This is a genomic window from Streptococcus mitis ATCC 6249 (assembly GCF_000146585.1).
In the GTDB taxonomy this organism is placed as follows: domain Bacteria; phylum Bacillota; class Bacilli; order Lactobacillales; family Streptococcaceae; genus Streptococcus; species Streptococcus mitis_AZ.
In genome coordinates, this window is record NZ_GL397179.1 from 895,745 (window position 1) to 919,191 (window position 23,447).

Sequence of the window (23,447 nt, forward strand, 5' to 3'; positions counted from 1 at the left end):
GACATGAAAAAGAAACTTGAAGAAATGAGTTTAGAGGAACTCTGGCAACTTTTTCCTATTTTTCTAGTAGAGCATAAGTCAGAGTGGAAAGACTGGTATGAATTGGAAAAAACAAATTTGGAAAAAATATTAGATGCAAATGTTATTAAAAGAATAGAACATATCGGTAGCACTGCTATTCCTAATATTTGGGCCAAAAATATCGTTGATATTCTGCTAGAAGTAGGTAGAATAGAGGATTTAGCAAGAGTTAGGGATTTATTGGTGAAGAATGGTTGGCTAGTGATGTCGGAGAGTCCTAACAGGATTTCGCTAAATAAAGGATACACAGAGCAGGGATTTGCTGAGAAAGTTTTTCATTTACATTTGCGAATGGCGGGAGATCATGACGAGATTTATTTTAGAGATTATCTCTGCCAGCATCCAGATATTGCCCAAGCGTATCAGGAATTAAAACTAAGTTTGTGGAAAAAATTTGAACACAACCGAGACGCCTATACAGATGCGAAAACGGATTTTATAAACCACTACGTATCAAAGGCTAAGTCCAGTAATTTTCAAGAATCAGAAAAGTGTCATTAAAAAACTCTTGATAGGAGAAAGAATTGAGAAAATCATTTTACACTTGGCTCATGACCGAGCGCAATCCTAAAAGTAATAGCCCCAAAGCCATCTTGGCAGACCTCGCTTTTGAGGAGTCAGCTTTTCCAAAACACACGGATGATTTTGATGAGGTGAGTCGCTTTTTGGAAGAACATGCCAGTTTCTCTTTTAACCTAGGAGACTTTGACGCCATCTGGCAAGAATACTTAGAACACTAGAGACAATGAGATGAGGCTAGTATTTTATTGTTCTCTTTGCTATAATAAAAAGAAATAAAAGGATTAGAGAGGTTCTTTATTTGAAGGAACATTCAATAGACATTCAACTGAGTCATCCAGATGACCTGTTTCATCTTTTTGGTTCCAATGAGCGCCATCTTCGTTTGATGGAAGAAGAGCTTGATGTGGTCATTCATGCTCGTACGGAAATTGTCCAGGTTATCGGAGAAGAGTCTGCCTGTGAGGAAGCTCGTCAGGTTATCCAAGCTTTGATGGTTTTGGTGAATCGTGGAATGACAGTTGGGACGCCAGATGTGGTGACGGCTATTAGCATGGTCAAAAACGATGAAATTGATAAGTTTGTTGCCCTTTACGAAGAAGAAATCATCAAGGACAATACAGGGAAGCCTATCCGTGTCAAAACACTGGGTCAAAAGCTTTATGTGGACAGTGTCAAACAGCATGATGTGACCTTTGGAATCGGACCTGCAGGGACTGGGAAGACCTTTCTTGCAGTGACCTTGGCAGTGACAGCCCTTAAACGTGGGCAGGTCAAGCGGATTATCCTGACTCGTCCAGCAGTGGAAGCTGGTGAGAGTCTTGGATTTCTTCCGGGTGATCTCAAGGAAAAGGTGGATCCTTACCTTCGACCAGTTTATGATGCCTTGTATCAGATTCTCGGCAAAGACCAAACGACTCGTCTTATGGAGCGTGAGATTATCGAAATTGCGCCCCTTGCTTACATGCGTGGTCGGACCTTGGACGATGCTTTTGTCATTCTCGATGAGGCACAAAATACGACTATCATGCAGATGAAGATGTTCTTGACGCGTTTAGGTTTTAATTCTAAGATGATTGTTAATGGAGATATTAGCCAGATTGACCTTCCGCGTAATGTCAAGTCTGGTTTGATTGATGCCCAAGAAAAGCTTAAGAACATTCACCAAATCGACTTTGTTCATTTTTCAGCCAAGGATGTGGTTCGCCATCCAGTTGTCGCTCAGATTATCCGAGCTTATGAACCAGCTCCAGTTAAGGTTGAAGAAAAGAACCAAGAAACAGAATAGCAAAAAAGCAGTTCAGATGTGAACTGCTTTTTTTAATGAGTGTCTAGCTTTAAAGAAGTTCGTCGATAGACGTATGATCTTTATCGAGCCCTTGAGCAACTGGGAGGCTGGTCAAGTAACCTTGATAAGTGGTCACACCTTGACGCAAGCCCTCATCTTCAGCAATTGCTTGTGCGAATCCTTTGCCAGCCAAAGCTTCGATATAAGGAAGAGTGACATTGGTTAGGGCGATGGTTGAAGTGCGAGCAACCGCACCAGGGATATTGGCAACGGCATAGTGGAGAACACCGTGTTTTTCATAAACAGGCTCATCGTGCGTGGTCACACGGTCAGCTGTCTCGATAACGCCACCTTGGTCAACGGCTACGTCAACGATGACAGAGCCTGGACGCATTTGTTTGACCATCTCATCTGTCACCAATTTCGGTGCTTTGGCACCAGGGATGAGAACTGCACCAATCACCACATCAGCATCTCTCACACTTGCTTTGATGTTGAATGAATTAGACATAAGAGTTTGAATTTGGTTTCCAAAGACTTCTTCTAGAACTGAGAGACGTTTGGCACTGATATCTAAAATAGTCACTTGAGCACCAAGTCCAAGGGCGATGCGGGCAGCATGTGTCCCGACGACACCACCACCGATAATGGTTACTTTTCCTTTTGGAACACCTGGTACACCACCAAGTAGTACACCAGAGCCACCAGCTTGTTTGGTAAGGAAGTGAGCTCCGATTTGAACCGCCATACGACCAGCAACCTCACTCATAGGAACGAGGAGTGGTAGTTGTCCTTGATTATCACGAACAGTTTCATAGGCAATTCCTGTTGTTTTTGCTGCTAACATAGCATCTGCTAATTCTGGAGCAGCGGCCATGTGCAAGTAAGTGAAGAGGAGAAGATCATCGCGCAAGTATCCGTATTCAGAAGCTAGAGGTTCTTTTACTTTCACGACTAACTCTGCTGCCCAGGCTTCACCAGCAGTAGCGACAATCTCAGCTCCTTGCTTTTGATAGTCAGCATCAGTAAATCCTGAACCAAGACCAGCATTTGTTTCGATGAGGACGCGATGTCCACGAGAAACTAAGCTATGGACACCAGCAGGTGTGAGGGCGACACGGTTTTCGTTATTTTTAATTTCTTTTGGAATTCCGATTAACATAGAGATAACCTACCTTTCAATTGACGGTCTTGTTTTGGTTGTCACATTCCAGTTCATAAATCAAAAATGTGATGGTTTTATTGTATATGAAACCGCTTCAAAAATCAAGAAAAACTTGTCATTCAAATTTATTTATGCTAGACTAGTGAGAATCAAGTTCTAATGGAGGGAAAAGTATGGAATCAATATTTGTGAAATTTTCCAAGTATCCAACTATAGAAACGGAGCGTTTATTGCTCCGACCTGTAACCTTGGACGATGCAGAAGCTATGTTTGAGTATGCCTCGGACAGAGAAAATACGCGCTACACTTTTCCAACCAATCAAAGCTTGGAAGAAACCAAGAATAACATTGCTCAGTTTTACTTGGCCAATCCCTTAGGACGGTGGGGAATAGAACTAAAAAGCAATGGTCAGTTTATCGGTACCATTGATTTGCACAAGATTGATACTGTTCTTAAGAAGGCAGCTATTGGTTACATTATCAATAAAAAGTATTGGAATCAAGGATTGACAACAGAAGCCAATCGAGCCGTGATTGAACTGGCTTTTGAAAAGATTGGAATGAATAAGTTGACCTCTCTTCACGATAAGGAAAATCCTGCATCTGGCAAGGTCATGGAGAAATCAGGCATGCGTTTTTCCCACGAAGAACCCTATGCCAGAATGGATAATAAAGAACCAGGTAGAATCGTCACAAGAGTTCATTATGTCTTGACTAAGGAAGACTATTTGGCAAATAAATAAGCAGTTGAAAAGATTTTTCAGCTGTTTTTTTCTTCCTCTTACGAATAACTTAAGAGAGGAGAAAATATGGAAGCAATTATCGAGAAAATCAAAGAGTATAAAATCATTGTCATCTGTGCTTGTTTGGGTTTGGCCTTAGGCGGTTTTTTCCTGCTAAAGCCAAGTTCACAAACATCTGTGAAAGAAACAAATTTACCGGCTGAGGTTGCTGCTATTTCAAAGGATTCATCGTCTGAAAAAGAAGTGAAGAAGGAGGAAGAAAAGGAAGAGTCCCCTGGACAAGATTTGATTACAGTAGATGTCAAAGGTGCTGTCAAATCACCAGGAATTTATGACTTGCCAGTCGGTAGTCGGGTCCATGATGCGGTTCAGAAGGCGGGTGGATTAACAGAAGAAGCAGATAGCAAGTCGCTCAATCTCGCTCAGAAAGTCAGCGACGAGGCTCTGGTCTACGTCCCGAGTAAGGGAGAAGAAGCAACTAGTCAGCAGACTGCCTCTGGAACGACTCCTTCGTCAAGTAAAGAAAAGAAGGTCAATCTCAATAAAGCTAGTCTGGAAGAACTCAAGCAGGTCAAAGGCTTGGGAGGGAAACGAGCCCAGGATATTATTGACCATCGTGAGGCAAATGGCAAATTCAAGTCGGTAGATGAACTCAAGAAAGTCTCTGGCATTGGGGCTAAGACCATAGAAAAGCTAAAAGACTATGTTACGGTGGATTAAGAACTTCCCTATTCCCCTAATCTATCTGAGTTTTCTGTTGCTTTGGCTTTACTACGCCATTTTTGGAGCGTCCTATCTTGCTTTACTAGGCTTTGTTTTTCTACTCATCTGTCTCTTTCTTCAATTTCCTTGGAAATCGGCTGGTAAAGCTTTAGCGATTTGTAGCGTATTTGGGACTTGGTTTCTGTTTCAAAACTGGCAACAGACACAAGCTAGTCAAGACTTAGTTGCGTCTGTAGAGAAGGTGAGAATTTTACCAGATACTATTAAGGTTAATGGAGATAGTCTATCTTTTCGGGGTAAGACTGACGGTCGCACCTTCCAAGTTTACTATAAACTCCAGTCCGAGGAGGAGAAAGAGCAATTTCAAGCCTTACCAGAGCTCTATGAGATAGAACTAGAAGGAAAACTTTCGGAACCAGAAGGCCAGAGGAATTTTGGTGGCTTTGACTACCAAGCCTATCTAAAGACTCAAGGGATTTACCAGACTTTGACTATCAAGAGCATCCAGTCAGTTAAAAAGGTAAGCAGTTGGGATATAGGAGAAAATCTGTCCTGTTTACGTCGAAAGGCTGTAGTTTGGATCAAGACGCACTTTCCAAATCCTATGCGCAACTATATGACGGGGCTCTTGCTAGGACATTTGGACACAGACTTTGAGGAGATGAATGAGCTTTATTCCAGTCTAGGAATTATCCATCTTTTTGCCCTGTCGGGTATGCAGGTTGGCTTCTTTATGGATGGTTTTAAGAAACTCCTCTTACGATTAGGCTTGACTCAAGAAAAGTTGAAGTGGCTGATCTACCCTTTTTCCCTTATCTATGCAGGTCTGACAGGATTCTCAGCTTCGGTCATTCGTAGTCTCTTACAAAAATTACTAGCCCAACATGGCTACAAGGGATTGGATAATTTTGCCTTAACGGTTCTTGTCCTCTTTATCATCATGCCCAACTTTTTCCTGACAGCAGGAGGTGTCTTGTCCTGTGCCTACGCTTTTATCTTGACTATGACAAGCAAAGAAGGGGAGGGGCTCAAGGCTGTTGCCAGAGAAAGTCTGATCATTTCCTTGGGAATATTGCCCATTTTGTCCTTTTATTTTGCAGAATTTCAGCCTTGGTCAATTCTTTTAACATTTGTCTTTTCCTTTCTTTTTGACTTGGTTTTCTTACCACTTTTGTCTATCTTATTCATTCTGTCTTTTGTTTACCCAGTCACTCAGCTTAATCTTGCCTTTGAATGGTTGGAGAGCATCATTCACTTGGTATCGCAGATGGCAAGTAGGCCCTTGATCTTTGGACAACCCAACGCATGGCTTTTAATCTTATTGTTAATTTCCTTGGCAATATTGTATGATTTGAGGAAAAATGTCAAAAGACTAGCAGGATTCAGTCTCTTTATCGTAGGGCTCTTTTTCTTAACCAAGCATCCTCTGGAAAATGAAATTACCATGCTGGATGTAGGGCAGGGAGAAAGTATTTTTCTACGGGATGTAACTGGTAAAACCATTCTTATAGATGTGGGCGGAAAGGCAGAATCTGATAAGAAAATAGAGGATTGGCAAGAAAAGTCGACGGCTAGCAATGCCCAGCGAACCTTGATTCCCTATCTGAAAAGTCGAGGAGTAGATAAGATTGATCAGCTGATTTTGACTAACACAGAGAAAGAGCATGTTGGAGATTTACTAGAGGTGACCAAGGCTTTCCATGTCGGAGAAATTTTAGTATCAAAAGGAAGTCTGACACAGAAGGAATTTGTGGCAGAACTAGAAGCAAGTCAAACCAAGGTACGCAGTGTGACAGCAGGGGAGAATTTACCGATTTTTGGCAGTTACTTAGAAGTCCTATCTCCAAGGAAGATTGAAGATGAGGATCGTGATGCTTCCCTGATTCTTTATGGGAAACTTTTGGATAAGCACTTTCTCTTCACAGGAAATTTGAAAGAGAAGGGAGAGAAGGACTTGCTGAAGCATTATCCTGACCTAGAGGTGGATGTCTTGAAAGCAAGCCAACATGGTTCAAAGATTTCATCTAGTCCAGCTTTTTTAGAGAAGCTCAAACCGCACATTACTCTCATTTCAGTTGGAAAGAGCAATCGTGCCAAACTTCCCCATCAGGAAACCTTGACACGACTAGAAACTATTAAGAGTAAGATTTACCGAACAGACCAGCAAGGAGCCATTCGCTTTAAAGGATGGAATAGTTGGAGAATGGAAACAGTGCGATAAAATAGATAAACTTTTTCGAAAAAATGACTTTTTATCTTGACAAGGGATAGAAAACTTGGTATCATATAAAAGTTGAGAAAAGCAGAAGTGAGAGCTTCTCGCCTTGTGACATCAAGTTGCCTGGCCCTACGGATGAAAAGTTTCTAAGAAACGCTATCATAACGTGCGGGCTTGTATTATTACGGGCCCGCTCTTGTTTTTCTCTAATAATAAAAAAGAGGTGAAAACCATAGCAAAGCAAGACTTATTCATCAATGATGAAATTCGTGTACGTGAAGTTCGCTTGATCGGTCTTGAGGGAGAACAGCTAGGCATCAAGCCACTCAGCGAAGCGCAAGCATTGGCTGATAGTGCAAATGTTGACTTAGTATTGATTCAACCCCAAGCAAAACCGCCTGTTGCTAAAATTATGGACTACGGTAAGTTCAAATTTGAGTATCAGAAAAAGCAAAAAGAACAACGTAAAAAACAAAGTGTTGTTACTGTGAAAGAGGTTCGTCTGAGTCCAACTATTGACAAGGGTGACTTTGACACAAAACTTCGCAATGCACGCAAGTTCCTTGAAAAAGGAAATAAAGTTAAGGTATCCATTCGCTTTAAAGGGCGTATGATCACCCATAAAGAGATTGGTGCAAAAGTTTTAGCCGAGTTTGCTGAAGCAACACAAGATATTGCGATCATCGAACAACGAGCTAAGATGGATGGACGCCAAATGTTCATGCAGTTGGCGCCAGCAACTGACAAAAAATAAGTGTCAGTAAGTTAAACAAAGGAGAAAAAATCATGCCAAAACAAAAAACACACCGCGCATCAGCTAAACGTTTCAAACGTACAGGTTCTGGTGGACTTAAACGTTTCCGTGCTTACACTTCTCACCGTTTCCACGGAAAAACTAAGAAACAACGTCGTCATCTTCGTAAAGCATCTATGGTGCATTCAGGAGATTTCAAACGTATCAAAGCAATGCTTACTCGCTTGAAATAATAGCCTAACAGTAAGTAAACAATTCTAGGAAATATTTGGAGGAAATAAAACATGGCACGTGTTAAAGGTGGCGTTGTATCACGCAAACGTCGTAAACGTATTCTTAAATTAGCAAAAGGTTACTATGGAGCTAAACACATCTTGTTCCGTACTGCAAAAGAACAAGTAATGAACTCTTACTACTATGCATACCGTGACCGTCGTCAAAAGAAACGTGACTTCCGCAAATTGTGGATCACTCGTATCAATGCGGCAGCTCGTATGAACGGACTTTCATACTCACAATTGATGCATGGTTTGAAATTGGCTGAGATTGAAGTAAACCGTAAAATGCTTGCTGACTTGGCTGTTAACGATGCAGCAGCTTTCACAGCTCTTGCAGATGCAGCGAAAGCAAAACTTGGTAAATAATAACAAACTGTTTCATTCTTACTCTTGTGGTTTTTACCGCAGGAGTAAGGTGAAACTTTTTTGTTTTCTTTAAATGATTTTCTATTTTAGAGAGCAAATCACAGATTTTTTCAAAGAAAATAGGATATTTCTTGTATAATAGGAATATCTAAAAAGATTTGGAGTTAGAAGAAGATGATAGTTGGTATTGATTTAGGAACGACTAATTCTTTAGTAGGGGTATACCAAGATGGCCAGGTTAAGCTGATTCCCAATGCTTTTGGTGAGTATTTGACGCCTTCTGTTGTGGCTTTGGATGACAATGATGAGATTATAGTTGGAAAAATTGCCAAGGAACGCTTGGTGACCCACCCAGATAAGACAGTTTCACAGTTCAAGCGTTTTATGGGGACCAAACATGAGTTGACGCTAGGAAATCGAGCATATAAGGCTGAAGAATTGAGCTCTTTTATCATTCGAAAGTTGGTAGACGATGCAGAGACCTATCTTGGAGAAAAGGTCGAGGAAGTGATTGTCAGTGTTCCAGCCTATTTCAACGATGCTCAACGCTATGCGACCAAACTAGCAGGAAAATTTGCTGGAGTTCAGATTGATCGGATTATCAATGAACCTTCCGCAGCAGCTCTTGCTAAAAGATCTATGGTAAACCAAGAAGACCAATCTTTTATTGTGGTCGATTTTGGTGGTGGTACTCTTGATATTTCAGTTGTGGAGCTTTTTGATAACATAGTCGAAATTGTGTCGATTGCAGGGGACAATCGTTTGGGAGGAGAAGATTTTACTGCGGCTATAGCTGAGGAATTTTTAGTCTCCAATCAATTAACCAAGGATACGATTTCCCGAGAATTTTATAGCAAAATTCTGGTACAGGCTGAAAAGACAAAGCTGGAACTGAATGATAAAGAAGAAGTGAAGATGACAGTGATGGACCAAGATCAGGAATACTTTTTAGACTTGAGTTACCAGCGCTTTTATGAGCTTTGTCAACCTCTGCTAGCCCGTGTTAAGGCCGTTTTGGACCGTGCCTTAATGGATGCACGTTATAGCTATGTATCATCTGATAACTTTGTTCTTGTTGGGGGGACTTCGAAACTCCGCTTGGTTCAGGACTTTTTATCCTACTGTATCAATCAAATGGTTCAGGTATCGGATGATCCTGATCGGATGATTGCGAGAGGTTGTGCTCTTTTAGCAGGAATAAAAGAACGGAAGGGTGAGATACGAGATTTGCTGCTGTCTGATATTTGTCCTTTTACACTAGGGATTGAGATAGTTGGAGACCGTTTTTCGCCGATTATTGAGCGAAATTCTACCCTACCTGCTTCACGCATCGAGCAGTACTATACGGCTGAATTGGGACAGAGTCAAGTCAAGATAAAGGTCTATCAAGGTGAGATGATGAAAGCATCACAAAACCTGTTCCTAGGAGAATTAGAAGTTCCCGTCCCTGTTAATACTCGAGTAAATGAAAGTTTCACAGTTCGGTTTACCTATGATTTAAATGGAATTTTGGATGTAGAAGTAAAAATTGATTCCACGCAGGAAGTCTTTAGTCATGTTATTCTCCAAGATAGCATTACCCTGACAGAAAAGGAAATCAAGGTTAAGCAAGCAGAATTGTCTCGCTATAAGATCAATGCTCAAGAAACAGAGGTTTATCGTTTCTTGATTGAAAAAGCGAATCGTGTATACAGTATGCTCTTGGGGAGAAGAAGAGATGAGCTAATGGCTGAAACTAGACGATTTGAAGAAGAGGTTAGCCAAGCATCTGTGTATCATTTGCCAAAACTCTATCAATCATTTTCAAACTATCTAGACTTCCTAGAGCGAGGACTGTAAAAGAGGAGACCTTATGAATATATGGGAAACTTTAGGGATAGAGCCAACGACTGACGTCAAGCTTATTAGAAGGCGTTATGCTGAATTGGTTCGGCTCTATCACCCAGAAGACCAACCAGAAATTTACCAAGAAATTGTTGAAGCTTACCAAAAAGCCTTGACTTATGCGAGGTCTAGAAACACAAGACCAGAAAATAGTCTAAGAAAAGCGAGTGACTCTCAAGAAGCTACTGAACTTGAAGAAGAGGAAGATGAAAAACCTAACTCTAGTCTCAACTTTGAAAACTTGACTGAAGAAACGAAGACTGAGAACGAAGAGTCCGAAAGATCTAGTCTTGATTTCAGTGATTATCAGCAATCAACTGATAAAACCAGCGATTCCTTTAACTTTGAAACCTTTAAAGCGGAAGAGGATGAGCAAAAGTCCACCCTTGACTTTAGTGACTATGATGAGGAAGTTCAGCTAAATGGAGATTCTGAAGAAAGAGCTAAGAATACCCTCAACTTTGAAACGTTTGGTGACGAAGAGAACCGTGGGCAAGAAGGATTAACAAGGTCTACTCTTGACTTTAGCGGTTATAATGAAGAAACTTATCTGATCCGAAATGCGATTGAAAGTATTGTTAAAAATGATGATTACAGTCCAGAAGAACAAGAGCATCTATGGCGTCAGTTCTTTCATCAGTATCAATATGATATGGACATTGTTCAATCCGTTTTAGAGGAAATGGATGTTTATATTTTTAACAAACCGGAGCAATTCTCTATCCTTATTCCCTTGCTGGAAGACTATATACCTGACTTTAAGTACTGGGGCTATTACTATAAACTGAAGTATTGGAAAGTTAAAAGAGATATAGCAGAAGAGGAAGGCAGTTCGCTTGAAAGCGCACATGAAGCCACTGAAGAATTCTATTATTCTTATCAACTTTGCCAAAAAATTCTCCAAGATTCTAACCAAGCAAATCAATTGAGCTCTTGGATAGAGTTTTTCAAGCACCCCTATCTGAGCTTTATGGTCTTAGATCAAGTAAATCAGAATCGTCAAATAATCAAGAGTGTTCCTGTTTTAACCTATATTCTTGAAAAAAACCGACAAGTCATGTATGAAGAGGATTATCCACTCTTGGATGACTTGGCTCATTACTTAGAGCAACTAAAAGAAGAATTCGGGGAAAATGTTGACTTTAGTCACTACTCTCTAGATAATCCAGATGAAGTTGAGGCGGCCTTTTATGAACTGCTCCATGCTCGCTATCAAGACGAATACAAGCTTTTACGTGATTGGCAATATCTTTTTGAATCAGTCAAAGATCATACTCTCCTACTTTATTTGTTAGAAAAAGTGGACGTCTATCCTTTAACCAATGCGAAAGTGTTAGCCCTCGTTCTCCAATTTGTAGAGCGTTACAGTGATGAGGAATCAAATCCATATCTGAAAAAGCTTCACTTCTGGAAGAGTGTCCAGTCTTATCCTTCAGTGGTGGAGGAGTACGCACTAGATAAAAAAGAAAATTTTGACTACTGGTACAATGAAGGTTATCTCTATATTGATAAGCTTGCCAAGAGTGATGAAGATATCAATGATTGGGAGAAGTGGAAAAGCTACTTTAAAGGAAGACCACGCATTCTAACGGTTTTGCTTCAACAGATCTATAAGGAGTACCATCGGTTTACAGACGGAGAGCTCTTGAGATATGTTTTAACTCCTTTTCCGACCTCTAAAATGGCTAGCCAAATGATGACGGAAGAGACAGACCAGAAACTAGAAGAGATGACAGCCTATGCCTATGAACTTTGTCATCCAAAGGTCAAGTTATCTTATTCGGATTGGAAAAAAAGACAGGTCTTTAAAAATAAGTTTCTTCAGATATTCTTTAACCTCTTTACGATTGTGAGTCTGATACTCAGTGTTCTAGAGGAACCTGGTTATAATTCATGGGTTCATGCTGGTATGTTGTCTCTCTTTTACGTCTATATGCTAAAACTAAGGCAAACACCGATTGAGGAAGGAGTGACAGCTAGGGGTTCAAAACGAAAATTCTACCATAGTCCCCATCCATGGTTCCTATTCATCTTGCTATTGCTCCTCGTCCTTCCATTCTTACCGTTTGGTCTCATTGGGGCCCTTATGTTCATTACATTTTTCTGTCTTATCGATGGCTTCCAGGTGAGTCAAGGGCTGAAGTGGGATTATTCTTTGGATAAGCTGATTCCTATCGGTATCTTTCTTTCTGCTGGCTTCTTATCTGCTTTGGTAAATCGAAGCCAGATCATTTCCGGAGTTGCAATGATGTACTTCCATATTTTTGCAATCCTTGTGATTTGCTTGTCTTTTACACGATTTAGTCCCGGATTTCCAACATCTCTGAAAAAAATTCTCCTTCCAGCAATCTTGGGAATTCTACTCTTTCAAATGTTGCCTTACATTCATAACCGTTTAGACATCTTTAATCCGTATATTCTACGAAATGAGACTCTGACCATAACGGTTGTCCTCTTGTTAAATGGAATTGCCTTGTCTTATTTTACAAAGGAACAAGGTTTCATGATTGGTGTGAAGAAGGTCTTTATGATTTATGGATTGCAAATCTTTATTTTCCTAAGAAGACTGTTGCGAATCCTATTCAAACTTATACCTGATTTTAGCAAAGTTTATTTTGAAAAAGACCTGTTAATCTTGAATAGCGAATTTGCTTTCTACTTCCTCGAGGGACTCTTTGTCCTTATCATGCTTTTCCTTATTCGCAATATACGCAAGGAAAATCGCAAAAGTTCTGCATAGAATGAAATCCTAGAGAAGAGGACTCTAGTTCAAGTTCCTAGTAAATTTTTCTGAATAAAGGTATAATGGAACTATTCAAATGAAAGAGGTAATGAAAATGGCTTCAAAAATGCTACACACTTGCTTGCGAGTAGAAAATCTTGAAAAATCAATCGCATTCTATCAAGATGCTTTTGGTTTTAAAGAGTTGCGTCGTAAGGATTTTCCAGATTATGCTTTCACGATTGTCTATCTAGGACTTGATGGTGATGACTACGAGTTGGAATTGACCTATAACTATGACCACGGACCTTATGTGGTAGGAGACGGCTTTGCTCATATCGCCCTCAGTACACCAGACCTTGAGGCACTTTACCAAGAACACAGTAACAAAGGCTATGAGGTTACAGAGCCAAAAGGCCTACCTGGAAACCCACCAAACTATTACTTTGTCAAGGATCCTGATGGTTACAAGGTCGAAGTGATTCGTGAAAAATAATCAAGTACAGTCAAGTAGAATGTTCGTTTTCTACTTGACTTTTTTACTTTGAAAGAGTATACTAATACAAATTTAACCTTTAAGGGGAGTCCAGAGAGACTCACAAGGTGTCAGATAAAAGGGATAGAGAACTCTCTGGGGAGACTTTTTAGGTGTGCGCATGAGTTCTATCCTATCTCGACTGAGACCTTGCAATAGCAAGGTCTTTTCTTTATCTGGTCCCCTTAAAATTTAAGGAGGAAAATCATGAATCCCACATGTAAGAAGCGTATGGGTGCCATTCGTTTGGAAACCATGAAGGTGGTTGCACAGGAGGAAATCGCGCCAGCAATCTTTGAATTAGTCCTAGAAGGGGAAATGGTTGAAGCCATGCGAGCAGGCCAATTTCTCCATCTACGCGTGCCTGATGATGCCCATCTCTTGCGCCGTCCGATTTCAATTTCGTCTATTGACAAGGCTAAGAAGCAGTGTCGCCTCATTTATCGGATTGAAGGTGCTGGGACCGCTATTTTTTCAACATTAAGTCAGGGAGATACTCTTGATGTAATGGGACCTCAGGGAAATGGTTTTGACTTGTCTGATTTAGACAATCAGAGTCAAGTTCTCCTCGTTGGTGGTGGGATTGGTGTTCCACCCTTGCTCGAGGTAGCCAAGGAATTGCATGCGCGGGGGGTGAAACTAGTAACAGTTCTTGGTTTTGCTAATAAGGATGCTGTCATACTCGAAAAGGAATTGGCCCAATATGGTCAGGTCTTTGTTACGACAGATGATGGTTCTTATGGTATCAAGGGAAATGTGTCAGTCGTCATTAATGACTTAGACAGTCAATTTGATGCTGTTTACTCATGTGGAGCTCCAGGAATGATGAAGTACATCAATCAAAGGTTTTATGACCACCCAAGAGCCTATCTATCTCTAGAATCTCGTATGGCTTGCGGGATGGGGGCCTGCTATGCCTGCGTTCTAAAAGTGCCAGATAGTGAGACTGTCAGTCAACGCGTCTGTGAAGATGGCCCTGTTTTCCGTACAGGAACAGTTGTATTATAAGGAGAAAGTCATGACTAACAAACGTTTACAAGTTTCTCTACCGGGCTTGGACTTGAAAAACCCCATCATACCAGCATCAGGCTGTTTTGGTTTTGGCCAAGAGTATGCCAAGTACTATGATTTAGACCTTTTAGGCTCTATTATGATCAAGGCGACAACACTTGAACCCCGTTTTGGCAATCCAACTCCTAGAGTAGCAGAGACGCCTGCTGGTATGCTCAATGCAATCGGCTTGCAAAATCCAGGTTTAGAAGCTGTTTTAGCTGAAAAGTTGCCTTGGCTGGAAAGAGAGTATCCTACGCTTCCCATCATCGCCAATGTAGCAGGCTTTTCAAAACAAGAGTACGCTGCCGTTTCTCGAGGAATTTCTAAGGCTGCAAATGTAAAAGCTATCGAGCTCAATATCTCTTGTCCTAATGTGGATCACGGCAATCACGGACTTTTGATTGGGCAAGATCCGGATCTAGCTTATGAAGTGGTAAAAGCAGCTGTGGAAGCCTCTGATGTACCAGTTTATGTTAAGTTAACCCCTAGTGTAACAGATGTTGTAACCATTGCTAAAGCCGCAGAAGATGCAGGAGCAAGTGGGTTAACCATGATCAATACCCTTGTCGGTATGCGCTTTGACCTCAAAACTAGAAAACCAATCCTAGCCAATGGTACAGGTGGAATGTCAGGCCCAGCAGTTTTTCCGGTCGCCCTCAAACTCATTCGTCAAGTCGCCCAAACCACAGACCTCCCCATCATTGGAATGGGGGGAGTGGATTCTGCTGAAGCTGCGCTAGAAATGTATCTGGCTGGTGCCTCTGCCATCGGAGTTGGAACAGCCAACTTTACCAATCCTTATGCCTGTCCTGATATCATCGAACATCTACCAAAAGTCATGGATAAATATGGCATTAGCAGTTTGGAAGATCTCCGTCAGGAAGTCAAAGGCAGTCTGAGATAAGCTAGGTCTTCCTTATCGTCAACAAGACATAGAATCTTCATCAATTTGTAATATTTCCGTCTATTAACTATGTTACAATAGGGTTTAGAAAACGTTATTGGAGCATTTAAATGAAACGATGGAAAGTGGCCCTAGTAAGTGCTAGCTTATTGGGGTGTTTTTTTACTGTAGTGGAGACAGCAAAAGCCGAAGAAGGTACTTGGCAAGGAAAGACATATCTCAAAGCAGACGGGAAACCAGCAACCAAGCAATGGCTTTTTGACCAAACGCATCAGAAGTGGTTTTATCTTAAAGAAGATGGTCAACGTGCAGAAAACGGTTGGTTGACAGTTGGTGATAAGGATTACTATTTTAATGAAGCTGGAAAATTAGCTACGAAAACGTGGGTTGGCCAGTACTATGTGACTGAAAGTGGTGCTAAAGCCAAGGAACAGTGGGTATTTAATCAGGAACAAGAATCATGGTATTATCTCAAGTCTGATGGTCAGAAAGCTCAAAATGAGTGGATTCAACAAGGTCAGGAAAAATATTACCTTAAAGAAGATGGGAAAATGGCCAAAGATGAGTGGATCACTCAAGGTGAAGACCAGTACTATGTCAATTCTCAAGGGAAAATCTTAAAAAATACCTGGCTTGGCTCTCACTACCTATCTGATAAAGGAAATAAGGTAAAACAGGCTTGGATCTATGATGCTAATTATAGCAGTTGGTTCTACCTGAAAGCGGATGGCAACTACGCAGAAAACGGTTGGCAAACAGTTAAAGGGAAAGATTATTACTTCAAACAGGGTGGTTATCTGGCTACAAATACCTGGCTTGGAAAATCTTATGTAACTTCAAGTGGCCATAAGGCGAAAACAAGCTGGATTTTTGATAAAAATTACGAATCATGGTTCTATCTCAATGCCGAAGGCGACTATGTAGAAAAAGGCTGGCAAACAATTGATGGAAAAGATTACCATTTCAAATCAGGTGGCTATCTTTCTACAGAAAGTTGGATTGACCGCTTCTATGTTGCTAAGAGTGGTGCCAAACTAAAATCAGAGTGGTTTTTTGATAAGAATTACCAGTCTTGGTTCTACCTGAAAGAGGACGGAACCTATGCTGAAAAAGGTTGGAAAACCATTAAAGGCAAGGATTACCATTTCAAATCAGGCGGCTACCTTTCTACAGAAACTTGGATTGACCGCAGTTATGTGACGACCAGCGGAGCAAAAGCAGGAAAGGGCTGGCTCTTTGATAAGAAATATAACTCTTGGTTCTATATTAAGGCTGATGGAAATTACGCCAATAAAGAATGGCTCTGGGATAATGGCTACTATTATCTAAAATCAGGCGGCTACATGGCCACAAGTGAGTGGGTTTGGTACAAGAATAATTGGTTCTACCTCAAGTCGAATGGGAAGATGGCAGAAAAAGAGCTGATTTATGATTCAGTTAACCAAGCTTGGTACTATCTCAAATCAGGTGGCTATATGGCACAAAATGAAACTGTAGATGGTCATACCTTGGATGCCTCAGGTAAATGGCATGTTGCGGATAAAACCAAGTATTATAAGGTAAAACCTATCACAGCTTATGTCTATAGTGCATCTGGAGAAATTTTGAGTTACATTAACCAAGGAAGCATCGTTTCACTGGACAGCTCGACCCGTAAAGGAGGCAGACTTGCAGTTTCGATTTCTGGCTTGTCTGGCTATATGAATCAAAGTGATTTGACAGCAGTAGATGAAGGAAGCGAGTTTATCCCACATTATACTAGTGATGGGAAATTCCTCTACCATGAACTCTCTCCTTATACGAGTATCAAAGTAGCTCCACACACTTCTGCTATGGTTATTGGTAAGAAGTACTACTCAACTGACGGGGAGCATTTTGATGGCTTTACCATTAAAAATCCTTTCCTCTATAAAAACTTGAGAGAACCAAGTAATTATAGTGCAGCTGAGTTGGATAAACTGTATTCGATGATGAACTTGCAGGATAGTCCTCTCGCAGGTAAAGGAGCGACTTTCAAAGAAGCTGAGGAACGCTACGGTGTCAATGCCCTTTACTTGATGGCACATAGTGCCCTTGAAAGTGCTTGGGGACGCAGTCAAATTGCCAGAGATAAGAACAACTTCTTTGGTATTGCCGCTTATGATACGAGCCCATATCTCTCAGCCAAGAGCTTTGATAATGTGGATAAAGGAATCCTTGGAGCGGCCAAGTGGATTCGTGAGAACTACATCGACTATGGCAGAGACCACCTTGGAAATAAAGCAACTGGAATGAATGTTCGCTATGCTTCCGATCCATACTGGGGTGAGAAGATAGCTAGCATCATGATGACCATCAATAGCAAACTTGGTGGGAAAGACTAATCAAAAGAAATCAACGATAACTGCTGCAAAGTGGTTATCGTTTTTTTAATAGACAATGAGTTGATTGAATAGCTTTACAAACTTGAAATTTATCAAACAATATATTAAAATATAAAATAAATTATTTATAATTCAAGGAGTTTAAAATGAAGAAATCAATGATAGTCGGGCTTATCATTTTTATTGCTTTAGGTTTGGCAACAGGATACTATTTCTTATCTTATGCGCCTCATCAAGCTGCTGTAACTAAGTTTGAAGATGTAGTAAAGGATTTAAATGAAAAGAATAAAGAAGTTGAAGATCAAATAGCTGAGGCTGAAAAGATTATTGATAATGATGAAGAACCTCTTGATTCTAAGACATTGGAAGAATTGAAATCAACTATAAAGGATAGCAAAGATTCACTTCGTAAAATACCAGATATTGAAAAACAAACTGAGCAAATTGAAAAACAAATTGAAGAATTAAGTCAACCATTAGATTATAGTGAAACAAAAAAGAATTTATCTGACAAACAGACTCATTATCAAAATAGCATTCTTCAATTAAAACAAATTACAAATCCTTCAAGTTCTTTTATTGAAGAAAGGCTCAAAGAAATTGATTCAATTACTGGAGTACAATCTGTTACGGAGGATAATGACCCTAATAAAAAATTAAATAAACAAGGTGGGTATACAGCGTCTGTATATTTTGTTGACAAGCAAGTGACTGAATCTGTAGAAGGTTCAGATATTGTTCAAAAAGGCAATGATGTTGGAGGAAATATAGAGGTTTATAAGACAAAAGAAGATGCAGAAAAACGCAATACTTATATCAGTGCTTTTGATGGAACTGCTTTAAATCCCGGATCACACTATGTTTATGGAACTGTATTAATTCGCACTTCTCACCATTTAACAGGAACGCAACAGAAAGAACTGACCGAGAAAATCTACAATAAACTAATTGAACTGAATAATTAAATAATTGGATAGCTATTTGTTTTATTGAAGTAAGATACAGTCAAAAAGCCGTTGGAAAACGGTTTTTTGTTATAATTAAACTAAGAATTTAGAATTAAAGGAGAACATCATGACTTTTGAAGAAATCCTGCCTGGATTAAAGGCCAAGAAAAAATATGTACGAATTGGTTGGGGAGGGGCTGAAAACTATGTGCAACTCTTTGACACTATCGAGCAAAACGGGGTTGCACTTGAAGTGACGCCTTATTTCCTCATCAACGTGTCAGGAGAAGGGGAAGGTTTTTCCATGTGGAGTCCGACACCTTGTGATGTTTTGGCGACGGATTGGGTAGAAGTGCATGACTAGACGTGTATTGATTACAGGAGTGAGTTCAGGTATTGGACTGGCTCAAGCTCGCCACTTTTTAGAGAATGGCTATCAAGTTTATGGAGTTGACCAAGGTGAAAATCCACTTTTTCAGGGCGATTTCCACTTTTTACAGAGGGATTTGACATTAGACTTGAAACCTGTTTTTGACTGGTGCCCTCAGGTGGATGTTTTGTGCAATACTGCTGGAGTTTTGGATGATTATAAACCGCTTTTGGAACAATCAGCACAGGAAATTCAAGAGATTTTTGAAATCAACTATGTGACTCCAGTTGAGATGACACGACATTATTTGACGCAAATGCTGGAAAGAAAAAAGGGAATCATTATCAATATGTGTTCTATTGCTTCAAACCTAGCAGGAGGTGGTGGACACGCCTATACTTCCTCTAAGCATGCCTTGGCTGGATTTACCAAGCAGTTGGCTCTAGACTATGCTGAAGCTGGAATTCAGGTCTTTGGGATTGCTCCAGGTGCTGTCAAGACGAGCATGACTGCTGCCGACTTTGAACCAGGTGGCTTAGCGGACTGGGTGGCTAGTGAAACGCCTATCAAGCGCTGGATTGAGCCAGAGGAAATAGCAGATCTTACACTTTTTCTAGCAAGCGGAAAAGCAAACGCCATGCAAGGACAAATCCTGACAGTGGATGGTGGCTGGTCTTTGAAGTAGGAGGAGATTTATTGAAAAAGATAGATTTTATAACTAGATTAAAGTCCCTTACCTCTTATCTAGCTAAAAACAAGTTTTATTTTTCATTTATAATATTATTTACAATATGTGGAATGTGTGTTTTTTTTAATATTACCATAGGAATCATTTTATTTCTTGTGATTTTTATTATAAATATATTTCTTTGTAAAAAATATTATAGTTGGACTGCTACCATAATAGAAATATTATATGAGATTAATTTTTCTTTATTATTGATAATAAATTTTTTCCCAACAAGGAGTTATTTGAGTAGCTATAACATTATATATTTAGCAGGGATATTATTTTACACGATTTTACAGTCATATTTTTTAGCTGGTAGAAAAAAAGAAATTTTAAATAGTAATCAATTATTTCTGGAATTATTCAGAAGGACATGGATAGATTATAAAAAAAACCAGTATTCTAAAAAGAATAAAAATTATTTATTTGTCGTAATATATATTATAAGTCTTATATTCTATGCCATAATAGTGGGAGATTATATGCTAAATTCAGAGGATATCAGAGCGGATTTTCAAAATATTTATATTCTGATACTCTCTTTATATATAGTAACTCTAATATCGTTAGCTGCAAATAGGTATTTTGATAGAAGAGATGAAACAAATATATTTACTATAATACTTCCTGAAATCCCTATTATTTATCTTATAGCGAATACTGGGATATCACAAAACTCAATGATTTCATGGGTTGCTATTACCACACTTTCAAGTTTTGGACTTTTTATTTTTGATAGGAGAGAAATCAAAACTATTACCGAATTTTTAAACTATGATAAGTTTAGTTGGAAAGAATACAAAAAATTAAAAAACTATACAATATTTTTATTGTTTTTACCATTAATTTACATATTTTTGTCTTTTATAGAAAAAGTTGAACAACATAAAATTTTTAATTCACCAGCTTCGCCATTAAGAAATCAATATTCTATTCAATTCATATTAAAGTTTGTGTCTTTTATTCTTATATTTGTTTTTGCAGAATATATAGCTCAGAAATTACTTACTTTCGTCCTATCTAAAAAATTTAAAAGTTTGAAATATATTAGGAACAGCGGCTATTATTATGGAATTAGTAAAGGAAAAATTGCCAGTCATCCTACTATTATAGTTATTGGGAATAATATTTACTTTGTCAAAGGAAAGCAGGCTAAATTATTTTCTAAACAAGATGTATTGGATAGTTATAAAATTTCTTTGAATAACTATCTAAAAAGCTTAGTAAAGTATAACTCGTCAAAATATTTCGATGTTAAAAAGGGGAAAAATAATAATTTAAAAGATTTGATGATGGGTATTTTCATATATTTAATGTTGATAGTTGTTTTAGTTTCAGGTTTCTTACATCTTAATTCGATTGTTGAAAAGTCATATGTTGAAGGATACTATTATAAGATGAAAGAATCTACATTTTCTTTTGAAAATGATCAAATAATGATAAAAAATGATAGATTGTATGTTAATCAAGATCATAGTATACCGTATGATTTTAATATATATAAAGATTCGTACAAAGATAAAATAACTTATTACAGTGATAAAAAAATATTAAATTTTAATGATACCTCCTATTTATATGTTGATCGTTGTAGTAATTTATATGGGGCTTTAAAAGTATCAGGAATTTCGAATGATAAAATTTTTATAAATCAAGATTTAATTGATCCAATTTTTTATGGTAGTTTAAAAGATGTGTTTTTTGTTAAATTTAAACTTAATGGTTTTAATAATAGTTTTATATACACCCATATTCAAATTACCTCAGATATCGATGATATAATAAAGAATTTTGAAGATGAAGGAGTATGTTATAGCAAAAAAACTTTAGGGAGCTTAACTAGATTTACTATTTATAATGATTCTAGTATGAAGAAAATAAAGTATTTGATTATCGTGGAAAATGATTTTATAGCTTCGATAAATTTTATACAGAGCGTCAATTATCATGATCTGGAAAAGATTTTATTGCAGTTAAATGTAGATATTTCTAAGTAGAACAATTAGTATTGTTTCATCACGAATTAAATGGGATTAGGATATGGAAATCAAAAAACACTTTGGAGTCTATGCTGTTTGCTTTGAAAATGGGAAGTTACTCTGCATTGAAAAAACGAGGGGCCCTTATCAACATCGTTATGATTTGCCCGGAGGCAGTCAGCAACTTGGTGAAGGATTGACGGAAACGCTGATTAGAGAAGTTATGGAAGAGACAGGATTTACTGTTAGAAGCTATTCCAATCCTCGAATCTACAATGTTTTCGTCAGGGAAGAGTTAACAAATTTTACTGTTCACCATATCATGGCATTTTATGATATTGAGATAAACAAGAAGGAAGCTCAAGTTACGATTTCGGAAGCTGTGTCTGATGGTGCGAATGATTCACTTGGATATGTTTGGATGGATATTCAAAAAATCACAGAAGAAAATGCATCGCCATTAGTCTTGAAGGTTAAGTCTGAATTATTAGGATTTCCGGAACTGGACAAGACTTCTTACATGAATTGGAAGGTGAATAATGAGAAACCAACTTGCCCTTAGTGGCGAACAAATTGTTGCAAAAGTTTACCCACAACTATTGCATCATGTTGGCATAATTCGTGGAGAATACTTACTGAGAGAGCTCAATCAAAATATTCTCTTATCAAGTTGTCAGCAATTTGTAAAAGATTATCTAGACACCATTTGCTCCTTGTACTCAGATGAAGAGGTTTGGTATCGTTTTTCAGAGTTAACAAATACAGAAGCTAATTGTTTAGAGGGGACTAAAGAGCATTTTGATGAAAATCATCCCTTGTTTGGTTATAGAGGAACTAGGCGCTTGCTGGCGTGTCCTGATGAATTTCAGGCTGAAGCACATGTCGTTACAGAAGTTTATCAAACCAATCCCAATCTGTCTGTTATCTTTCCTTTTGTCAATGATGCTAAGCAGTTAAAGCAAGCTATAAGGGTATTACGTCAGCATGGTTTTACTGGAAAAGTCGGCACAATGATTGAATTACCTTCAGCTTATTTTGACTTGGACAGGATACTGGAAACGGGTATTTCAAAGATTATAGTTGGAATGAATGATTTGACTTCTTTTGTTTTTGCGACTGTGAGAAACAGTCAATGGCATGATATGGAAAGTCCAATAATGTTAGATATGCTAAGACAGATGCAGGATAAAGCAAGGATAAAAAAGATTGACTTTGCTGTAGCAGGCTATCTGAATGTTTCTTTCATAGAAAAAATGAATCAGTTGGGTATCAAGTGCATTATCCACTACAGTTCTATTCCAGAGATTTTTGATTTAGAAATTAACCATCCAGACCACCTCAAACGTGTAAAAGAAGAAGTAAAAAATTACAAAGGAGCAACCCATGACACCGCAAGAAATGTGGAATGCCTATAAGCGAATCAACCCCTTTATCGGTGATGAGATAGACGCCTGGGCTTTTGGAGTGGAAGCTGATCTCTTGGCAGATTTGGTTTTAAAAGGTGAAAAGACGGCAACTGCATCAGCCTATGATCTTTATGCAGTCGATAACGAACCCCTTCCGCGAGAAGGGACCTTCGATGTCATTTTAGACAGTCAAAATCAGGCTGTCTGCATTGTCGAAATTACAAAGGTTTCTGTCGAATCCTTTAATCAAGTTTCTGCTGAACATGCCTTTAAGGAAGGGGAAGGTGACAAATCCCTCGCCTATTGGCGTCAGGTTCATGAGGACTGTTTCGCCGAGTGGCTGAGAGAGGCAGGACTAACTTTTACACCTGACAGCAAAGTTGTATTAGAAGAATTTCGTAAAGTCTACCCTCTATAGA

23 protein-coding genes and 1 other annotated feature are annotated in these 23,447 nt (G+C 38.9%); of the genes, 22 read left to right on the forward strand and 1 reads right to left on the reverse strand.

All coding sequences use genetic code 11. The features are described 5' to 3' along the window. Positions 1-3: 3 nt before the first annotated feature. The 3 genes from HMPREF8571_RS06155 (at position 4) to HMPREF8571_RS06165 (ending at position 1,888) form a co-directional block, all read left to right on the forward strand. Positions 4-582 (forward strand): GrpB family protein, encoded by a 579-nt coding sequence (locus HMPREF8571_RS06155; RefSeq protein WP_004240034.1) that lies wholly within the window; start codon positions 4-6, stop codon positions 580-582. 23 nt (positions 583-605) lie between these two features. Then, a complete protein-coding gene (locus HMPREF8571_RS06160; protein WP_001232084.1) occupies positions 606-821 on the forward strand; it encodes a YozE family protein in 216 nt (71 codons plus the stop codon). An 80-nt stretch (positions 822-901) separates the two neighbouring features. Then, positions 902-1,888, forward strand: coding sequence for a PhoH family protein (locus HMPREF8571_RS06165; RefSeq protein WP_000658168.1), 987 nt, complete (start codon positions 902-904; stop codon positions 1,886-1,888). A 49-nt stretch (positions 1,889-1,937) separates the two neighbouring features. On the opposite strand, the gene ald is transcribed toward HMPREF8571_RS06165, so the two are convergent. Further along, positions 1,938-3,050 (reverse strand): alanine dehydrogenase, encoded by a 1,113-nt coding sequence (gene ald / locus HMPREF8571_RS06170; protein ID WP_000904705.1) that lies wholly within the window; start codon positions 3,048-3,050, stop codon positions 1,938-1,940. A 176-nt stretch (positions 3,051-3,226) separates the two neighbouring features. On the opposite strand from ald, the gene HMPREF8571_RS06175 reads away from it, so the two are divergent. The 19 genes from HMPREF8571_RS06175 to HMPREF8571_RS06265 all read left to right on the forward strand — a co-directional run bounded on the left by HMPREF8571_RS06175 (position 3,227) and on the right by HMPREF8571_RS06265 (position 23,446). Further along, positions 3,227-3,796, forward strand: a complete 570-nt coding sequence (locus HMPREF8571_RS06175; protein ID WP_000443765.1) for a GNAT family N-acetyltransferase — start codon at positions 3,227-3,229, stop codon at positions 3,794-3,796. A 66-nt stretch (positions 3,797-3,862) separates the two neighbouring features. Next, positions 3,863-4,516, forward strand: coding sequence for a helix-hairpin-helix domain-containing protein (locus HMPREF8571_RS06180; protein ID WP_000387309.1), 654 nt, complete (start codon positions 3,863-3,865; stop codon positions 4,514-4,516). Continuing rightward, the gene (locus tag HMPREF8571_RS06185) at positions 4,500-6,740 is read left to right on the forward strand and encodes a DNA internalization-related competence protein ComEC/Rec2 (protein ID WP_000946971.1); all 2,241 of its coding nucleotides are present in this window, start codon (positions 4,500-4,502) and stop codon (positions 6,738-6,740) included. The genes HMPREF8571_RS06180 and HMPREF8571_RS06185 overlap by 17 nt, the downstream gene beginning before the upstream one ends. Before the next feature lie 73 nt (positions 6,741-6,813). Further along, positions 6,814-6,945 (forward strand) — a sequence feature (ribosomal protein L20 leader region). A 15-nt stretch (positions 6,946-6,960) separates the two neighbouring features. Then, on the forward strand, positions 6,961-7,491 hold the full coding sequence (infC, locus tag HMPREF8571_RS06190) for a translation initiation factor IF-3 (protein ID WP_000848184.1): 531 nt from the start codon (positions 6,961-6,963) through the stop codon (positions 7,489-7,491). Between the two features lie 32 nt (positions 7,492-7,523). Further along, entirely contained in the window at positions 7,524-7,724 is a 201-nt protein-coding gene (rpmI, locus tag HMPREF8571_RS06195; protein WP_001125942.1) for a 50S ribosomal protein L35, read from the forward strand. Positions 7,725-7,775: 51 nt separating this feature from the next. Then, positions 7,776-8,135: a 50S ribosomal protein L20 gene (gene rplT / locus HMPREF8571_RS06200; protein ID WP_000124834.1), complete on the forward strand. Its 360-nt coding sequence runs from the start codon at positions 7,776-7,778 to the stop codon at positions 8,133-8,135. A gap of 174 nt (positions 8,136-8,309) precedes the next feature. Continuing rightward, positions 8,310-9,974: a molecular chaperone HscC gene (locus HMPREF8571_RS06205; protein ID WP_000635027.1), complete on the forward strand. Its 1,665-nt coding sequence runs from the start codon at positions 8,310-8,312 to the stop codon at positions 9,972-9,974. Positions 9,975-9,987: 13 nt separating this feature from the next. Further along, positions 9,988-12,759, forward strand: a complete 2,772-nt coding sequence (locus HMPREF8571_RS06210) for a J domain-containing protein (RefSeq protein WP_001028663.1) — start codon at positions 9,988-9,990, stop codon at positions 12,757-12,759. 97 nt (positions 12,760-12,856) lie between these two features. Next, a complete protein-coding gene (locus HMPREF8571_RS06215) occupies positions 12,857-13,237 on the forward strand; it encodes a VOC family protein (RefSeq protein WP_000157142.1) in 381 nt (126 codons plus the stop codon). A gap of 246 nt (positions 13,238-13,483) precedes the next feature. After that, positions 13,484-14,284, forward strand: coding sequence for a dihydroorotate dehydrogenase electron transfer subunit (locus tag HMPREF8571_RS06220; protein WP_001070109.1), 801 nt, complete (start codon positions 13,484-13,486; stop codon positions 14,282-14,284). Then, on the forward strand, positions 14,247-15,233 hold the full coding sequence (locus HMPREF8571_RS06225; protein ID WP_004240035.1) for a dihydroorotate dehydrogenase: 987 nt from the start codon (positions 14,247-14,249) through the stop codon (positions 15,231-15,233). The genes HMPREF8571_RS06220 and HMPREF8571_RS06225 overlap by 38 nt, the downstream gene beginning before the upstream one ends. 110 nt (positions 15,234-15,343) lie before the next feature. Beyond that, a complete protein-coding gene (locus HMPREF8571_RS06230; protein WP_000832913.1) occupies positions 15,344-17,596 on the forward strand; it encodes a glucosaminidase domain-containing protein in 2,253 nt (750 codons plus the stop codon). Positions 17,597-17,742: 146 nt separating this feature from the next. Then, the gene (locus tag HMPREF8571_RS06235) at positions 17,743-18,561 is read left to right on the forward strand and encodes a hypothetical protein (RefSeq protein ID WP_000749423.1); all 819 of its coding nucleotides are present in this window, start codon (positions 17,743-17,745) and stop codon (positions 18,559-18,561) included. Positions 18,562-18,670: 109 nt separating this feature from the next. Next, positions 18,671-18,907 carry a DUF2829 domain-containing protein gene (locus HMPREF8571_RS06240; RefSeq protein ID WP_000141907.1) on the forward strand — a complete coding sequence of 79 codons (237 nt, stop codon included), beginning with the start codon at positions 18,671-18,673 and terminating at the stop codon, positions 18,905-18,907. Beyond that, positions 18,900-19,598, forward strand: coding sequence for a 3-oxoacyl-ACP reductase (locus HMPREF8571_RS06245; protein WP_000198450.1), 699 nt, complete (start codon positions 18,900-18,902; stop codon positions 19,596-19,598). Before HMPREF8571_RS06240 ends, HMPREF8571_RS06245 begins: the two co-directional genes overlap by 8 nt. Before the next feature lie 11 nt (positions 19,599-19,609). Continuing rightward, positions 19,610-21,640 (forward strand): hypothetical protein, encoded by a 2,031-nt coding sequence (locus tag HMPREF8571_RS06250; protein ID WP_000717714.1) that lies wholly within the window; start codon positions 19,610-19,612, stop codon positions 21,638-21,640. Between the two features lie 43 nt (positions 21,641-21,683). Next, complete coding sequence (locus HMPREF8571_RS06255) at positions 21,684-22,184, forward strand: NUDIX hydrolase (protein ID WP_000403332.1); 501 nt, start codon at positions 21,684-21,686, stop codon at positions 22,182-22,184. Continuing rightward, positions 22,162-23,037: a putative PEP-binding protein gene (locus tag HMPREF8571_RS06260; protein WP_001245837.1), complete on the forward strand. Its 876-nt coding sequence runs from the start codon at positions 22,162-22,164 to the stop codon at positions 23,035-23,037. Before HMPREF8571_RS06255 ends, HMPREF8571_RS06260 begins: the two co-directional genes overlap by 23 nt. Then, positions 23,006-23,446 carry an ASCH domain-containing protein gene (locus tag HMPREF8571_RS06265; protein WP_000188821.1) on the forward strand — a complete coding sequence of 147 codons (441 nt, stop codon included), beginning with the start codon at positions 23,006-23,008 and terminating at the stop codon, positions 23,444-23,446. The genes HMPREF8571_RS06260 and HMPREF8571_RS06265 overlap by 32 nt, the downstream gene beginning before the upstream one ends. The last annotated feature ends 1 nt before the right edge of the window (position 23,447 follow it).

Coding starts and splice junctions, on each gene's coding strand:
- HMPREF8571_RS06155 (WP_004240034.1), top strand. CDS start 4: ATGAAAAAGAAACTTGAAGAAATGAGTTTAGAGGAACTCTGGCAACTT.
- ald (WP_000904705.1), bottom strand. CDS start 3,050: ATGTTAATCGGAATTCCAAAAGAAATTAAAAATAACGAAAACCGTGTC.
- HMPREF8571_RS06175 (WP_000443765.1), top strand. CDS start 3,227: ATGGAATCAATATTTGTGAAATTTTCCAAGTATCCAACTATAGAAACG.
- HMPREF8571_RS06180 (WP_000387309.1), top strand. CDS start 3,863: ATGGAAGCAATTATCGAGAAAATCAAAGAGTATAAAATCATTGTCATC.
- HMPREF8571_RS06185 (WP_000946971.1), top strand. CDS start 4,500: ATGTTACGGTGGATTAAGAACTTCCCTATTCCCCTAATCTATCTGAGT.
- rpmI (WP_001125942.1), top strand. CDS start 7,524: ATGCCAAAACAAAAAACACACCGCGCATCAGCTAAACGTTTCAAACGT.
- rplT (WP_000124834.1), top strand. CDS start 7,776: ATGGCACGTGTTAAAGGTGGCGTTGTATCACGCAAACGTCGTAAACGT.
- HMPREF8571_RS06205 (WP_000635027.1), top strand. CDS start 8,310: ATGATAGTTGGTATTGATTTAGGAACGACTAATTCTTTAGTAGGGGTA.
- HMPREF8571_RS06210 (WP_001028663.1), top strand. CDS start 9,988: ATGAATATATGGGAAACTTTAGGGATAGAGCCAACGACTGACGTCAAG.
- HMPREF8571_RS06215 (WP_000157142.1), top strand. CDS start 12,857: ATGGCTTCAAAAATGCTACACACTTGCTTGCGAGTAGAAAATCTTGAA.
- HMPREF8571_RS06220 (WP_001070109.1), top strand. CDS start 13,484: ATGAATCCCACATGTAAGAAGCGTATGGGTGCCATTCGTTTGGAAACC.
- HMPREF8571_RS06225 (WP_004240035.1), top strand. CDS start 14,247: ATGGCCCTGTTTTCCGTACAGGAACAGTTGTATTATAAGGAGAAAGTC.
- HMPREF8571_RS06230 (WP_000832913.1), top strand. CDS start 15,344: ATGAAACGATGGAAAGTGGCCCTAGTAAGTGCTAGCTTATTGGGGTGT.
- HMPREF8571_RS06235 (WP_000749423.1), top strand. CDS start 17,743: ATGAAGAAATCAATGATAGTCGGGCTTATCATTTTTATTGCTTTAGGT.
- HMPREF8571_RS06240 (WP_000141907.1), top strand. CDS start 18,671: ATGACTTTTGAAGAAATCCTGCCTGGATTAAAGGCCAAGAAAAAATAT.
- HMPREF8571_RS06245 (WP_000198450.1), top strand. CDS start 18,900: ATGACTAGACGTGTATTGATTACAGGAGTGAGTTCAGGTATTGGACTG.
- HMPREF8571_RS06255 (WP_000403332.1), top strand. CDS start 21,684: ATGGAAATCAAAAAACACTTTGGAGTCTATGCTGTTTGCTTTGAAAAT.
- HMPREF8571_RS06260 (WP_001245837.1), top strand. CDS start 22,162: ATGAGAAACCAACTTGCCCTTAGTGGCGAACAAATTGTTGCAAAAGTT.
- HMPREF8571_RS06265 (WP_000188821.1), top strand. CDS start 23,006: ATGACACCGCAAGAAATGTGGAATGCCTATAAGCGAATCAACCCCTTT.